At 59.2% G+C, this 13,738-nt stretch carries 13 protein-coding genes; 7 read left to right on the forward strand and 6 right to left on the reverse strand.

Annotation, left to right across the window (positions count from 1 at the left end; translation table 11 throughout):
* Positions 1–38 precede the first annotated feature (38 nt).
* The 6 genes from AAAX31_RS08900 to AAAX31_RS08925 all read right to left on the reverse strand — a co-directional run bounded on the left by AAAX31_RS08900 (position 39) and on the right by AAAX31_RS08925 (position 6,712).
* Positions 39–848, reverse strand: a complete 810-nt coding sequence (locus AAAX31_RS08900) for a gamma-glutamyl-gamma-aminobutyrate hydrolase family protein (protein ID WP_349076982.1) — start codon at positions 846–848, stop codon at positions 39–41.
* Positions 849–935: 87 nt separating this feature from the next.
* The gene (locus AAAX31_RS08905) at positions 936–1,700 is read right to left on the reverse strand and encodes an amino acid ABC transporter ATP-binding protein (RefSeq protein ID WP_349076984.1); all 765 of its coding nucleotides are present in this window, start codon (positions 1,698–1,700) and stop codon (positions 936–938) included.
* A gap of 36 nt (positions 1,701–1,736) precedes the next feature.
* Complete coding sequence (locus AAAX31_RS08910; protein ID WP_349076985.1) at positions 1,737–2,570, reverse strand: amino acid ABC transporter permease; 834 nt, start codon at positions 2,568–2,570, stop codon at positions 1,737–1,739.
* Positions 2,567–3,226 carry an ABC transporter permease subunit gene (locus tag AAAX31_RS08915; RefSeq protein WP_349076986.1) on the reverse strand — a complete coding sequence of 220 codons (660 nt, stop codon included), beginning with the start codon at positions 3,224–3,226 and terminating at the stop codon, positions 2,567–2,569. The genes AAAX31_RS08910 and AAAX31_RS08915 overlap by 4 nt, the downstream gene beginning before the upstream one ends.
* Positions 3,227–3,364: 138 nt before the next feature.
* Complete coding sequence (locus tag AAAX31_RS08920; RefSeq protein WP_349076988.1) at positions 3,365–4,360, reverse strand: glutamate ABC transporter substrate-binding protein; 996 nt, start codon at positions 4,358–4,360, stop codon at positions 3,365–3,367.
* Between the two features lie 570 nt (positions 4,361–4,930).
* Positions 4,931–6,712 carry a 1-deoxy-D-xylulose-5-phosphate synthase gene (locus AAAX31_RS08925; protein WP_349076989.1) on the reverse strand — a complete coding sequence of 594 codons (1,782 nt, stop codon included), beginning with the start codon at positions 6,710–6,712 and terminating at the stop codon, positions 4,931–4,933.
* A 227-nt stretch (positions 6,713–6,939) separates the two neighbouring features.
* Between AAAX31_RS08925 and AAAX31_RS08930 the strand changes: the two genes are divergently transcribed.
* The 7 genes from AAAX31_RS08930 (at position 6,940) to AAAX31_RS08960 (ending at position 13,596) form a co-directional block, all read left to right on the forward strand.
* On the forward strand, positions 6,940–7,476 hold the full coding sequence (locus AAAX31_RS08930; protein WP_117770086.1) for an HD domain-containing protein: 537 nt from the start codon (positions 6,940–6,942) through the stop codon (positions 7,474–7,476).
* Between the two features lie 3 nt (positions 7,477–7,479).
* Complete coding sequence (locus AAAX31_RS08935) at positions 7,480–8,499, forward strand: putative ABC transporter permease (protein ID WP_349076990.1); 1,020 nt, start codon at positions 7,480–7,482, stop codon at positions 8,497–8,499.
* A 198-nt stretch (positions 8,500–8,697) separates the two neighbouring features.
* Complete coding sequence (locus AAAX31_RS08940; RefSeq protein WP_349076992.1) at positions 8,698–9,975, forward strand: ammonium transporter; 1,278 nt, start codon at positions 8,698–8,700, stop codon at positions 9,973–9,975.
* A 208-nt stretch (positions 9,976–10,183) separates the two neighbouring features.
* Positions 10,184–10,522 carry a P-II family nitrogen regulator gene (locus AAAX31_RS08945; RefSeq protein WP_006234900.1) on the forward strand — a complete coding sequence of 113 codons (339 nt, stop codon included), beginning with the start codon at positions 10,184–10,186 and terminating at the stop codon, positions 10,520–10,522.
* A 74-nt stretch (positions 10,523–10,596) separates the two neighbouring features.
* The gene (locus tag AAAX31_RS08950) at positions 10,597–11,259 is read left to right on the forward strand and encodes a TetR/AcrR family transcriptional regulator (protein WP_158556913.1); all 663 of its coding nucleotides are present in this window, start codon (positions 10,597–10,599) and stop codon (positions 11,257–11,259) included.
* Positions 11,260–11,360: 101 nt separating this feature from the next.
* Entirely contained in the window at positions 11,361–12,623 is a 1,263-nt protein-coding gene (locus tag AAAX31_RS08955; RefSeq protein WP_117770089.1) for an MFS transporter, read from the forward strand.
* A 115-nt stretch (positions 12,624–12,738) separates the two neighbouring features.
* Positions 12,739–13,596 carry an HAD family hydrolase gene (locus tag AAAX31_RS08960; protein WP_349076994.1) on the forward strand — a complete coding sequence of 286 codons (858 nt, stop codon included), beginning with the start codon at positions 12,739–12,741 and terminating at the stop codon, positions 13,594–13,596.
* Positions 13,597–13,738: the final 142 nt, after the last annotated feature.

Raw genomic sequence — 13,738 nt, forward strand, 5'->3', positions numbered from 1 at the left:
CCCTGGCATGGAAGGTTTAGGTCTGTGTGATTCGCGAGCTAGCGGGCAAGCTTAACCTTTGCCGCTGCCTCGACAAACGACTTCCACAGGTTAAAGTCGGTCTCGAGCGTCTTCCACGTGTACTCAGGGTGCCATTGCACGCCCAGGCAGAAAGGCTGGCCTTCGACTTCGATGCACTCGGGAACGCCGTCGGTTGCCTTGGCGACCAAGCGCGTGCTCTTACCTAGACGGTCGACGCAGCAGTGATGTGCCGAGTTGGTCTGGATCAGTCTGTGCCCGCCAAGTGCGCGCTCCAGCAGCGAGCCCGGCATGACCTCGACAGGATGCACGGGATCGTTGAGCACGTGGGTATGGCGCCACTGCGTGCGGCCCTCGCGCGCACCCAGGCTCGGCACGTCCATGCACAGGGTGCCGCCAGTGGCGACATTGAGCAACTGCGTGCCGCGGCAGGTGGTAAAGAGCGGCTTTTTGGCACGGAGCACCTCGCCGACCAGCTTAAACTCAAAGCTATCGCGAATCTCGCAGCAGAGGGTGGGGTCGTAGGGTCGATCATCGCCCCAGTGCTTGGGGTTGACGTCCGGGCCGCCGGGAACGGCGATGCCGTCGGCGATATCGACGTAATGACGGATAACCTCAATGTCCTCGGTGATGGACATCTGCAGCGGCAGACCGCCGGCGGCAAGGATGGCATCGACAAAGACACTTGCGATTTCCTCGTTGGGGGAGAGCGTTTCGCTTAAAAACGGTTTCGCCTCTTCCCAGCGCGGCGCCACCAGGATGAGCGGACGGTCGGCGGGGGCAACGTCGACGTGCGGGGTATAGGACGAGGAAGTATGGGTTCCGATCATAGGTGCTGCTTTCGAATCTGAAGGTGACAGGGCGCATGAGAGACGTAGGACAACACTTTCAATGTATTTGTCCCACGGGGAGGCTGGTTAGTGGCCCTTGATGGAGTTGAGGAAGTCCTGGGCGCGCTTGGTCTGGGGATGGTCGAAGAAATCGTCGGGCGTGCCGGTTTCCACGATCTGGCCGTCGGCCATAAAGACGACGCGATCGGCCACGCGGCGGGCAAAGTTCATCTCGTGTGTAATGACGATCATCGTCATGCCCTGCTGGGCCAAGCGCACCATGACCTCGAGCACCTCGTTGATCATCTCAGGGTCAAGGGCGCTCGTGGGCTCGTCAAAAAGCATGGCCTTGGGTTGCATGGCAAGCGAGCGGGCGATGGCTACGCGCTGCTGCTGGCCGCCCGAGAGCTGTGCGGGCACCTTATCGGCCTGCTCGGCAACGCCCACGCGGCCCAGCAGGTCCATGGCGCGCTCGCGGGCCTCGTCCTTGGAGACACCCAGCACATCGACCGGTCCCAGCATGACGTTCTGCAGCACCGTCATATGTGCAAACAGGTTGAACTGCTGAAACACCATGCCCAGCTCGGCGCGCATGCGGGCAAGATCCTTGCCTTCTTGCGGCAGGGGCTCGCCCTCGATGAGGATCTCGCCCGAATCGATGGTTTCCAGGCGGTTGATGGTGCGGCACATGGTCGACTTGCCCGAGCCCGAGGGACCGATCACAACGACGACCTCGCCGCGGTCGACCGAGAGATTGATGTCGTTGAGGACGTGCAGATCGCCATAGTGCTTATCGACGTGTCTGAGCTCGATCAGCGGCTGATTGCCGGTGGAAGAGGTGCTCTGTGCCATGGTGCTCGGCTCCTTATGACTCGAAATGGTAAAGCGTTAGCGGATGATGGTCGCGCCGGTCTTGTGCGAAACATAGACAGCGGCCTTGTTGATCGCGACGTTGATGAGGATGTAGATGACTGCGATCACCAGGTAGACCGACACGAGGGCGTCGTAGTTGGTAATGAGCACGCGGGCATTTTGCATCAGGTCGGGATAGCTCACCACATAGGCGACGGTGGTGTCCTTGACCACGACTACAAGTTGTGAGATCAACGACGGAATAATAAACCGAATCGCTTGGGGCAATACGATTTTAAAGGTGGTTTTAGCCTTGGAGAGACCGAGCGCCTGGGCCGCCTCGACCTGCCCGCGCGGTACGGCGTTGACGCCGGCGCGGAAGATCTCGGCAAGTACGCCGGCTGCGGCGAGTGCGACGGGAAGCGTGAGCATCCAAAACGACGGTAGCGCGATCTTGTACTGGGGCAGCACCAAAAAGAAGAAGTAGATAAACAGCAGGCTCGGCACACCGCGGAAGAAATCGGTGAGCACGCGGCAGACCAGCTGCAGCGGCTTAATGTCGCTCGTGCGGCCGAGCATAAGGGCCAGGCCCAGCACCAGCGCGATGGCGCCGGCGGTGAGTGCGACTTTAACGGTGCCCTCAAAGCCGGCAAGCAAGAACTTCCAGGTGGTGAGGTGCGTAAAGAAATACCAATAGTGGACCGAAAGCTGGCCGGTCACATAAAAGCGCTGCAGTACCAGGGCGATGAGCGCGGCGACGGCGACGAGCGAGATGGCGGTGCCGATGCGAATCTTGGCGCGCATCTTGGGGCCGGGAGCCTCGTAGAGCGCATCGCGCATGGTAAGCGCAGGGGAGGAGTGCTTGCTCATCGGAGGATCCTCACCTTCTTATCGATGCAGTTGCCAATGTGGCTCACCACAAAGGCCGTGCCCAGGTAGCCGAGCGCCGAGATAAAGAACGCGGCGACGCCGCCGAGCGAGCGCGTGTTGATGTAACTCACCACGCCGGTGAGCTCTTGCGGTTTAAGCGGCACCTGGCTGCCCAAGGCGGTAGTGAGCATGACGGCGATAAAGAGGTTCGTCATGGGCAGCACGCTCGAGCGCAGCGCCTGCGGAATCACGATTTTGGCGAGGATGCGGTTAAAGCTCATGCCGAGCGAACGGGCGGCTTCGACCTGACCGACGCCGACGGTGTTGATGCCGCTCATAAAGTTCTCGGAGCCAAAGGCCGAGCCCAAAAGGACCGTGGCGACGATAACACAGGTGCGGTAGGGCAGGACGACCTTGAGCGGCGGCAGCGCGTAGACGACGATGATAAGCAGCGCGATGCCGGGGATGTTACGGAAGACCTGGACATACAGGTCGCCAAAGACGCGCAGCGGCTTGAGCGGCGACACGCGCATCACGGTGACGGCGACGGCCAGCACCATGGCGATGGCAAACGACTCAAGCGTCATGCCCCAGGTTGCTAGCAGCGCGTCGATATAGTTCTGGCCATAGAGCGACCAGAGCTCGGAGAGACTCATGCGGACCTCCCGCCGGTAAGGAAAGGGGCTCCCGTGTGTACGGAAGCCCCGACAACTCAGTGAGGAAACAGTTTACCGCAATAAAGCGCATCATGCGTTTCCGTATGGTTTCGTTGCGGCCGTTACCAGGCTCGCTGCCTAGGCGCCGATCTCGGGCAGCTCGGGAACATTGGTGTCGCCCGTACGGTCACCGATGCAGATCTGCCACAGCTCAGTCCAGGTGCCGTCGTCCTCGATCTTCTTAAGGAAGTCGTTGACAAAGGCGACGCCGTCGGAATCGAGCGGCAGACCGATGCCATAGGGCTCCTTGCTGCCGAAGGGCTTGCCGGCGATCTTGTACTTACCGGGCTCGCGGACCAGGGCGCTCTGCTGCATGTTGTTATCGATGACATAGGCGTCAACGCGGCCCTGCTGGAGTGCCTGGCGGGCCTCCTCGTCGGTCTTGAACTCCTGCTGGCTGGCCTTGGGAGCGAACTCCTCCAGGATGGCGGGGCCGTTGGAGCCAGACTGGACGGCGACGTTCTTGTCGGCCAGGTCGTCGACGCTCTCGATGTCGTCGTTATCGGCGAGCACCAGGATAGCCTGCTGGGTGTAGTAGTAGGGACCGGCAAAGGAGACGAGCTTCTTGCGCTCGTCAGTGATGGTGTAGGTGGCAAAGACAGCGTCGACCTGGCTATTCTGCAGGACAGACTCACGGGTGTCGGAGGTCACCTGGGTGATCTCGACCTTGTTCTCGCCCAGGATGTAGTTGGACAGGAGCTGCGCGATACCGGCATCGAAGCCACGGGTCTGACCGTCTTTCTCGTTGAGGAGGGAGAAGAGCGTGGAAGTCTGAACGCCACCGATCTTAAAGACGCCGGCGTCCTTGACGGCCGTGGCCCAGGTGCTGGCGGCGACGGCATCGTCATCGGCCTTGGGGCCGTTGCCGACGAGCTTGTCGAATGCCTTGGCGTCGAGCGTGGTGGAAGCCTCGGTATCCTCGGAGCTCTTGGAGGAACCGGCGGCGGAACCCTTGTCGGCCTCGGCGCTGGTGTCGGAGCAGCCGGCAAGACCAAGGCCGGCGACGGTTGCGAAGGTGGCGGCAACGAAGCCGCGGCGGTCGAGAACGACCTGCTGGGAGAGGTTCTTGCTCATGGTAGAACACCTTTCTCAATAAAATCCCTAGCGGTTGAGTAGAGTTATACCCTATCGCGCTCAAATGGGTCAACACGAAATAACTCAGAAACATACTTACCTTATGGGTTATTGTACCTACTAAAAAGGGACAGGTTTATTTTGGCAGGTTTTATCTGGGCAAACGTCGAATATTGCAGCTGAAATAGCGTTTTGCAGACGGCATGATCGATCACAGCGGTCGCTATAATGGCGGCAACGCGACGCATATATAAGTAAGGAGATCGCGTATGAACGGTTATTCGTTTTTCGCACCGACCATGACTTAAAACCACTACAAAGGGGACAGGCACCTTTGTGGTGGTTCTTGCAGATGTGGCGGCCCGCCTCGCTGTTTTGTCTCAATCTGTAACATCTGGAGGGCCAAAAGGTCTCTATCTGTTACAGATTGAGACAAAGGTCTGGGACTAAGACGTCTTATCTAGATCTGTAACAGTTAGACGGGAATTCGGGCCCTAGATGTTACAGATTGAGATAATTGAGCTGTGAAAACAAAAACCTCCGCAGGGGTGCTTCCCTTGCGGAGGTTTTTTACTCGTTGAGTAGCCTTACGGCTTCGGCGGCCATGTTCTCGACCGTCATGCCGTTCTGAGCGAGCAGCTCGTTGGGGTCGTAGCGGTCGGGGAAGCCTTTGGCGATGCCGAAGGTGCGCGTGCGCACAGGCGTGCAGGCCAGATAGCACGCGACGCGCTCGCCCCAGCCGCCGTCCAAGATGCCGTCCTCGAGGGTGACGACAACGCGATGCTCGGCGGCGAGACTGTCGAGGAACTCGCGGTCAAGCTCGGTTGCATAGCGCGGGTTGACGAGCGTGGCCTCGATACCGTACTCGGCAGCCAAGCGGTTTGTCACGCGCTCGCCCAGCTCAAAGAAATCGCCAAGTGCGAGCACGGCAACGTCGCGACCCCGGCGCACCACGTTGTAGCGAACGGCGCTGTAGTCGGTGTCTTCGGCGGGCGCAAGGTCGGGACGGCTTACCAGGCCGATGCCCGGTACGCGGATCGCCACGGGATGCTCGCGGTGATCGAGCGACCAGTTCAGCATGGACAGATATTCCTCCATGCAGGCCGGCGCCAAGTAGTGCATGTTGGGAAGACCGCCCAGCATGGAAATATCAAAGAACGAAAGGTGCGTCTCGGACGTGGTGCCAAAGATCGACGCGCCAAACACTAGGATGGTTGCGGGGGCGTCGTTGAGGCACAGGTCGTGCCACAGTTCGTCGTAGGCGCGCTGCAGGAACGTACCGTACACGCCAAAGACCGGCTTAGCGCCCGAGCGCGCAAGCGCGGTGGCAAAGGTTACGGCATGCTCTTCGGCAATGCCCACATCGACGAACTGTTTGCCAGCGGCAGCGCGAAGCTCGGGTGTAAAGCCCATGATGTAGGGCGTGGCGGCCGTGATGCCAACGACCTGCGGATCGCGCTCGATGGCGGCGCTGAGCGCCTCGCCCGTAATGTCGGCATAGGTGCGCGGCGCAGGCTCGCTCGGATGGCCCGGGCAAAGTTTGCGGCCGGTTGCCATATCGAAGGGCCCCACATGATGCCAGCGCTCGGGATCGCTCTGGGCTGGCTCAAAGCCCTTGCCCTTGGCGGTGGAAACGTGCAGCACGATGGAATGATCGATATTGCGCAGTTCCTGCAACGCGTCGACGAGGGCCAACACGTCGTTACCGGCGTCCAGGTAGCGGTAGTCGAGCCCCATCGCGCGGAAAACGTTGCGCTCACAGGTGCCGTTGCTGGCGCGCAGCTCGGCCAGATTGCGATAGAGGCCACCGTGGTTCTCGGCGATGGACTGGTCGTTGTCATTGACGATGATGATTAGGTTGCTATCGAGTTCGGCGGCATTGTTAAAGCCCTCAAACGCCAGGCCGCCCGAAAGCGAGCCGTCGCCAATAACGGTAATGACGTTGTATGCATCGCCCGCCAGGTCACGAGCGTGCGCCAGGCCGCAGCCCAAGCTCACCGAGGTCGAGGTGTGACCCATGGCGAACAGGTCGTGCTCGGACTCGTCGGGATTGGCAAAGCCAGAAGCCTCACCATAACGCTCCGGATCGATATAAGTGTACGCGCGCCCGGTCAGCGCCTTGTGGGCGTAGGTCTGGTGCGAAACGTCAAAGACAATCTTGTCGATGGGGGAGTCAAATACGCGATGAAGCGCAACCGTAAGCTCAACGACGCCCAAGTTGGGGGCAACGTGCCCGCCGACGGCGGCGGAGCTTTCGAGGATTGCCTGGCGGATCTCGCCGCAGAGCTGCGGGAGCTCGGCGCGATTAAGAGCCTTGACGTCCTCGGGCGTTGTCGTTTGCGTAAGCAGCATCGTTGTGGGTTACTCCATGCGAATCGTGCGCCGGCACTCCCTCGGCCGGCACAATTGCACAAGACAGTCTCGCACATTTTGGCGTTTGATATGTGACGGCGGCGCGGTAATTCGCCAACTGGTGGGGCAAAACGTTTTGTCCGATGCCATACTGATATGTTCCATGATGTTTTATCGATTGTGCACAGGCCGTGGCTTGTCGCCGTGAGTCGCTGGAAGGAGGCAGCATGTCCGATGCCGTTCGTGCCGAAGAAATCGCGCACGAGGTCGACTATGCCGCCCGCCAGCTGGCCCAGGCGGGCCGCTTGGACCTGACACACGAGTTTATCCAGCATGGCGACGTGACGGTCTATGCACATGTGACTTCAGTAGCGCGGGCGAGCCTGTCCTTTGCCGAGCGCTTGGGCCGTGCTGGCATTTCGGTCGACCGTGCTTCATTGCTGCGCGGGGCCCTGCTGCACGATTACTTTCTCTATGACTGGCACGATCCCGACCCAAGCCATCGGCTGCATGGCTTTCGTCACCCGTTTTTTGCCCTGGCACGTGCGGAGGAAGATTTTGAGCTGACGCCGCGCGAACGGAATATTATCGTGCGGCATATGTTTCCGCTGGTGCCAGTGCCGCCGACGTGTCGTGAGGCTTGGATTGTATGCCTGGCAGATAAATGGTGCGCTCTGCGCGAGACGGTCGCCGGTCGTCTGCGGCGCAAGGACGAGGCGGACGATGACGTGAGTGGCGAATCGAGCGAAAAGAGGAGAGGGTAGACGGTGGGGACCGCGATCGACATGGCATTTGACGGCGCGACGCTTGCCACCTGCCCACTCTCGGCACTGGTGCTCTCGTTTGCCTTTTACGGGTTTTGCGGTTGGGCATGGGAGTCGACAGTATGCGCCATGCTCAATCACGGACGATTTGCCAACAGTGGCTTTTTGCTTGGGCCGTGCTGCCCCATCTATGGCGCGGGCGGCATTGCCTGCTGGCTGCTGTTGCGTGGGATTCCGGATGCCTCGAGCCAGTTTGTCGCTGCAGCGCTCGTATGCAGCGTGATTGAGTACAGTGTGGGCCTTCTATTGGAAAAAACAACGGGCGCTCGCTTTTGGGACTATTCGCACCTGCCGTTTAACCTGCACGGACGCATCTGCCTGTACTGGGCATGCGCGTTTGGCCTGGGTGCGTTGTGTATTTGCCGCGTGGTGGAGCCGGCGGTGTTGGGCCTGCTTGCCCATCTGCCGGTGCTGATTGTGCGGCTGTCCGCGTTTATCGTCGCGGTCGCGATGATGGTCGACGCGGTGTGCTCGTTGGCGAGCTGGCGGCGTCTGTCTGATCAGCTGGAGCGCGTCCGGGCCGACCTTGCCGACCGCATTAATGAGTCGCTTGCCGATGCCTCGGACTCAATGCTTGAGCGCATTCCCGATTCGACGATTGACTCGGTGGCACAGACGCACATCCGCAGCCGTGCCGTTAACGCGTGGCTGGCCGAGCTGGGTGACGCCGCGCTCGATGCCCTGCGCGAGAAGGCTTCGATGCCGACGTTTATCGCGGATGGTGCTCGCGGCCTGGCGCTCGCTGCCCGCCGCGTGGCCGATGCCGCGCCGAGCATGCCGCGTCCGTCGTTCAGTCGTCGCCTTGCCGGCAAGCGCATGAGCCGTCCGGTGCCGAGCGTGTCGCTCAGCCGCCGCGACCTGCGCTTTTTCAATGCCTTCCCGCGTCTGCGCATCAATCGCTACGAAGGTGTCATTCGAGCAACTAATCTCCGCGACCGCGCCCGCGAGCTGTTTCGGCGCTAGCCGGGATGGGCGTGCTCACGGCTCCCTTGCTCGCGTATTTCCCGTCCGTTTCGCGTCCGTTGCCGTGCCGTTTCCAAGATTGCGGCACCGTTTCCATTCGACAACGCAGCGTTTAACAACGCCGTATCTGGTCTACACCAGTTGCCCCTCGGCCGCATTATGGGCGCCGACAACGTTCATGCGATCAAGGGGGAGCGAATGTACGATACGGGATCGACAACGTTTATGCTCATCTGCACCATGCTCGTGTTTTTAATGACACCGGGTCTGGCGTTTTTCTATGGCGGCCTGTCTAGGCGCAAAAATGTCATCAACACCATGCTCATGTGCTTTGGCGCCATTGGCCTGGTTGGCGTGCTGTGGATTGTTGCCGGCTGGTCGCTGGCCTACGGCGGCGACGGTTCCAGCCCGTTTATTGGAGGCCTTGACCAGCTACTGTGCCTTCCGGTGCTCAACCAGGTGCTGCAGGCGGCCGAGGGCAATGCTGCGGACGGTGTCGTCTACCCTCAGATCATCAACATCGCCTTTCAGATGGCATTTGCCATGATCACTGCTGCTATCGTCACGGGCAGCCTGGCCGGCCGCGTTAAGTTTGGTGCCATGACGGCCTTCCTGGGCATTTGGCTGCTTGTGGTCTATGCGCCGCTTGCCCACATGGTTTGGGGCGGCGAGGGCTCCTTTATCGGTGACATTATCGGCGCACTCGACTTTGCCGGCGGCGACGTGGTGCACATTTCGTCCGGTCTTACGGGCCTGATTCTCTGCTTAATGCTCGGCCGTCGTCGTGGTTTTGGCATGGTGAGCTATCGTCCGCATAACGTGCCGTTTGTAGCGCTGGGCGCCGGCCTGCTTTGGTTTGGCTGGTTTGGCTTTAACGGCGGCAGCGAGTTTAAGGCCGACGCCGTGGCGGCACTCGCCATCCTCAACACCGTGACGGCCAGCGCGGCGGGCATGGTCTCGTGGCTTGCCGTCGAGCGCGTGCACACCGGTCGACCCACGCTGGTGGGCGCCAACACCGGTCTGGTTGCGGGACTTGTGGTGGTCACGCCCGGCGCGGGCTTTGTCGAGCCGTGGGCAGCGCTGGTTATGGGCCTGATCGTATCGCCCGTCTGCTACCTGGCCATCAGCCATCTTAAGACCAAGTTTGGCTACGACGACGCACTCGACGCGTTCGGTTGCCATGGTATCGGCGGCATCCTGGGCGGCGTGCTCACGGGCCTGTTCTGCGTGCCGGAGCTCTCGTGGACCGGTAAGGGCGGCCTGTTCTACACGGGCGACGTGTCGCTGCTCGTTTCGCAGATTCTGGGCATTGTGGTGACGGTCGCTATTGTGCTGGTGCTCGATTTGGTAATCGCCGCGGTGGTCAAGGCACTGTTCCACGGCAGTCTGCGTGTGGACGAGGCCGATGAGGCGCTGGGCCTGGATGCGAGTCAGCACGGCGAGAGCGCATACCCCTCATTCTCCGGACTCGATTAGCAGCTTCCCCAAGCACCGCACCTTGCCGTTCAATCGTCGCTCACGTACTTAAGTACGCTTCGCTCCTCTTTCACGGCAATCTGCGGCACTTGGGAAACCTGCTAAGACCAGTCAGTTGAACTTTTTTGATCTCTGAGGTTGGTTTACGGCACCTGGGAAACCCGCGTCTCATGTAAAGGGATACGTTGATTATTGAGAGGAATTCACTATGAAGAAAATTACGGCGATCGTTCGTGCTGAGAAGCTTGAGGTTCTCAAAGACGCGCTGTTTGCTGCCGATGTTCGCGGTATGACTATCAACCAGGTGCAGGGCTGCGGCTCACAGCATGGCTGGAAGGAATACGTGCGCGGCAACGAGTTGCTTGTCAACACGATCCCTAAGGTGCAGTTCACCCTTATCTGCGCCGATGAGCACGTCGATGGCATTGTCGACATCATCTGCAACGCCGCTCGCACCGGAGCCGCCGGCGATGGCAAGATCTGGGTCGAGCCGGTCGAGGAAGTTATTCGCATACGTACTGGCGAACACGGTCCCGCCGCGGTGTAGAATCGACCGTCTACCATCCGCAACGTTAAAATGCTGCAATGAGGCACAAGACTTGCGTTGTGGATGGACGGATTATGGGTCGTAATAAATATCCCGAGGAGACTGTCGCGAAGATTCTCGACGCGGCGCTGGAGCTATTCTGCGTACAGGGTTATGAGGGGACGAGCATTCAAGACATCGTCGACCGCCTCGATGGCATGACCAAGGGTGCTGTCTATCATCACTTTAAGAGCAAAGAGGAGATTTTCAACGCCGCATTTGATCGGGCAACGGCTCCGATTGCTGAGCACCGTCGCGCGACACTCGGTGCTGGCAATATGACGGGAGCTCAAAAGCTCAAACGACTTTATGCGCCCGAGTCCGTCGTTCCGCAAATCGAGCTATGGACTCGCATGCATCCTGCGGCAGATCCGGTAAAAAGCTCGCGGCTGCTGGCGATGCAGTACCAAGGTTCGTTTGACGAGTCGGCCGATGGCAATCTCTTGCCAGTAATCGAGGAGGGCATCGCCGACGGCTCCATTGCGTGCGAATGCCCGCGCGAAGCAGCGGAGGCCGTATCGTTGTTAGCGAATCTTTGGCTGCTGCCATTGTTCCGTCCGCTCGAGCCCAAGGAGCGAATGCTTGCTCGCGCACAATGTTTGGCGCAGATGGCGGCCGCGGTGGGGCTTGATTTGGGTAATGAAGTGCTCCAGACAACGGCCCAGATTTGGGACGTATGGAACCGTGCCGGGTGGTAATATAGATACCAACGGTATGTAATTGATTTGTGAGGGTAGCCACGGCTGCCCTTTTCAAGTCATTAAATACATACTAACAGTATGTATTTGGGGGCAGGCTTATGGCTGGGATGCGAAGAATTAGCGTTTCATTGGCGCCAAAAACAGTGCGATCTATCAGGCTATTTGGTCTTCTTGTTGCACAGCTGTGTGCGTATTCGATGCTGTCGGCACTGTGCTTTGCGTGCCCGCTTTACTTGTTCGATTGCAGCGGCTCCTCAACGTTATATGGCGCCGTCGCGGCGATAGCGTTCATACCGGGCGTGCTCGCGACTCCGGTTGGCGGGATTTTGGCGGATCGGGGAAGACGTCGCGGGGTTCTTGTGGTACTCGGCATTGTTCTGATGGCTGCATCACTGCTGTTTATCCCCATGAAGCGTTCGCTGCCTCTTGCGGTTGTCGTGGCAGCAATGCTTTGCGTCCAATATGGCATCCAATCGCTGCTGAAACCGATGCTTCAAATTGAGGCGGTGTGCATGACGGGCCAAGAAAAGGTTGAGCGTGCCACTGCGTTGGTCTCGCAGATAATCATGATGAGCAATATCTTGGGGCCTGTAGTCGGGACGGCAGTCTATGGGTGCTTTGGTATCGATACTCTATGCGAAACCGCGGCGTTGACGTTTACGATTTCAGCCCTGCTGTTCGGGGGCGCACTCAAGCAAAATGCCTCATCTGAAACGATGGGAGACGGCGCGACTCGTACGACACGCCGAAACGATTTTCGGGAGTTGATTCGGTACCTGTCTCAAAACTCATCATTGCTCGTTGTGTTTTTGATTGCGGCTATTTTGAACCTTGCGTTAGTTGGGTTAACGATTGGTGCTCCCGTTATTGTTGCAAAGCATCTCGGAATGCAGTCATCCTTTGTTGGGATTATTGAGGTGGCTATGGGCTTAGGTGGTCTTGTCGGCAGTGGTTTGGTCGGTATTTGGCCGCATCGTTTTTCCTTCAAGGGCATATGTCAATATGTTGCGATGATCTGTTTAGGAGTCGTACCGATTATTGTCACGCTACTGTTCGGCACAGATGTATGGGTGTTCACCGTGTTTGCGGTTGGTTCGGCATGGGTCATGGTGTGGGCAGCCATTGCGTCGGTTGAAATCATCGCGTTTGTTCAACGGGCAGCGCCGACTGAGCTCTGCGGAAAAGTGCTTTCGGTCGTTTACATGGTCCTTTCCTGCGCAACACCTATCGGCCAATTGACGTACGGGGTTGCATATGATCGATGGACACCGGCGATTGTATTCGCAGGCATGCTGGCGGTGTTGACGTTGACGACGGTGCTGTTTTATCGGCTGAAAAGTCGCTTGTGGCGATTGTCTTAACGCACTGGGGCACCGTGAATTTGTGGAGGCGGTGGTACGCCGCGCCGGGACGGCATTGTTTGGGCACGCCTCTCCTTCGTCTACAATATCGTGCAGACGAAGGAGAGGCGTGCCCATGATCAAGATGTTTGCGAGTGACTTAGACGGAACGCTGCTGAACGCCCTGCACGAGGCAGACGGGACCATCCGCCGCGCCATTCGCGAGCTGACCGAGGCTGGCCTGCATGTGGTTCCCGCGACCGGGCGCTCGACGTTGCCAATCGGCGAGCATGGCTTTACGGGGCTGGCGCTTGACGCCTGCTGCTCCAATGGGTCCATCGTGCGCGACTGCCATGGCGAGGTGCTCAAGACCTGGACCATCGATCCGCAGGTTACCGAGGAGCTGCTCAAGGCATTCCCGGACATTTGCTTTGATTGCTCCACACCCGATGGCATGTTCTCGAGCGGTTCGTTCGAGATGCATCAGGCGGGCTTTAAAAAGGACAGCCCTATCAAGCGCATCGTGATGCGCGGCATGCGCGCGCGTGGCGGCTATCACGAGGAACAGTATTTCGACCAGTCGATCAGTGACATCCTTCGCCACGATGTGTGCAAGATCAACTGCCGCGTGACCTCGCCCGAGCTGGAGCGCGACCTTAAGGCATATTTGGCCGAGCGATCGGACCGCGTGGTCAACGCGCCGTTCGATCCGGTGATGTTCGAGATCACGGACGTGGCGTGCAACAAGGGCGAGAGTGTGTCCTGGCTGGCGGGCTACTACGGCATTGCCGAGGACGAGGTCGCGGTCTACGGCGACGGCGGCAACGACATTGCCATGCTCAAACGTTTCCGCCACAGCTACGCGACCAAAAACGGCAGCGATGCCGCCAAGGCCGCCGCGAGTGCAACTATCGGCAGTTGCATGGTTCATGCCGTCCCCAAACACATGCTCGCCACCATGCGCAAGCAAAACTCCCGCACCGTCATCGAATAATGTGACAAAGGGATAGCCCCTTTGTCACAGGTGACGCTGGTCTCTTGAAATACGAACAAACATTCGCATATCTAACTGCGCTTTGATAGAATTGATACTGTTGACGGCAGTTCCATGTGCCGGGCAACGCCCTCCATCTGAT

The sequence above is a fragment of the Collinsella sp. CLA-ER-H5 genome, assembly GCF_040092375.1.
Taxonomy (GTDB): domain Bacteria; phylum Actinomycetota; class Coriobacteriia; order Coriobacteriales; family Coriobacteriaceae; genus Collinsella.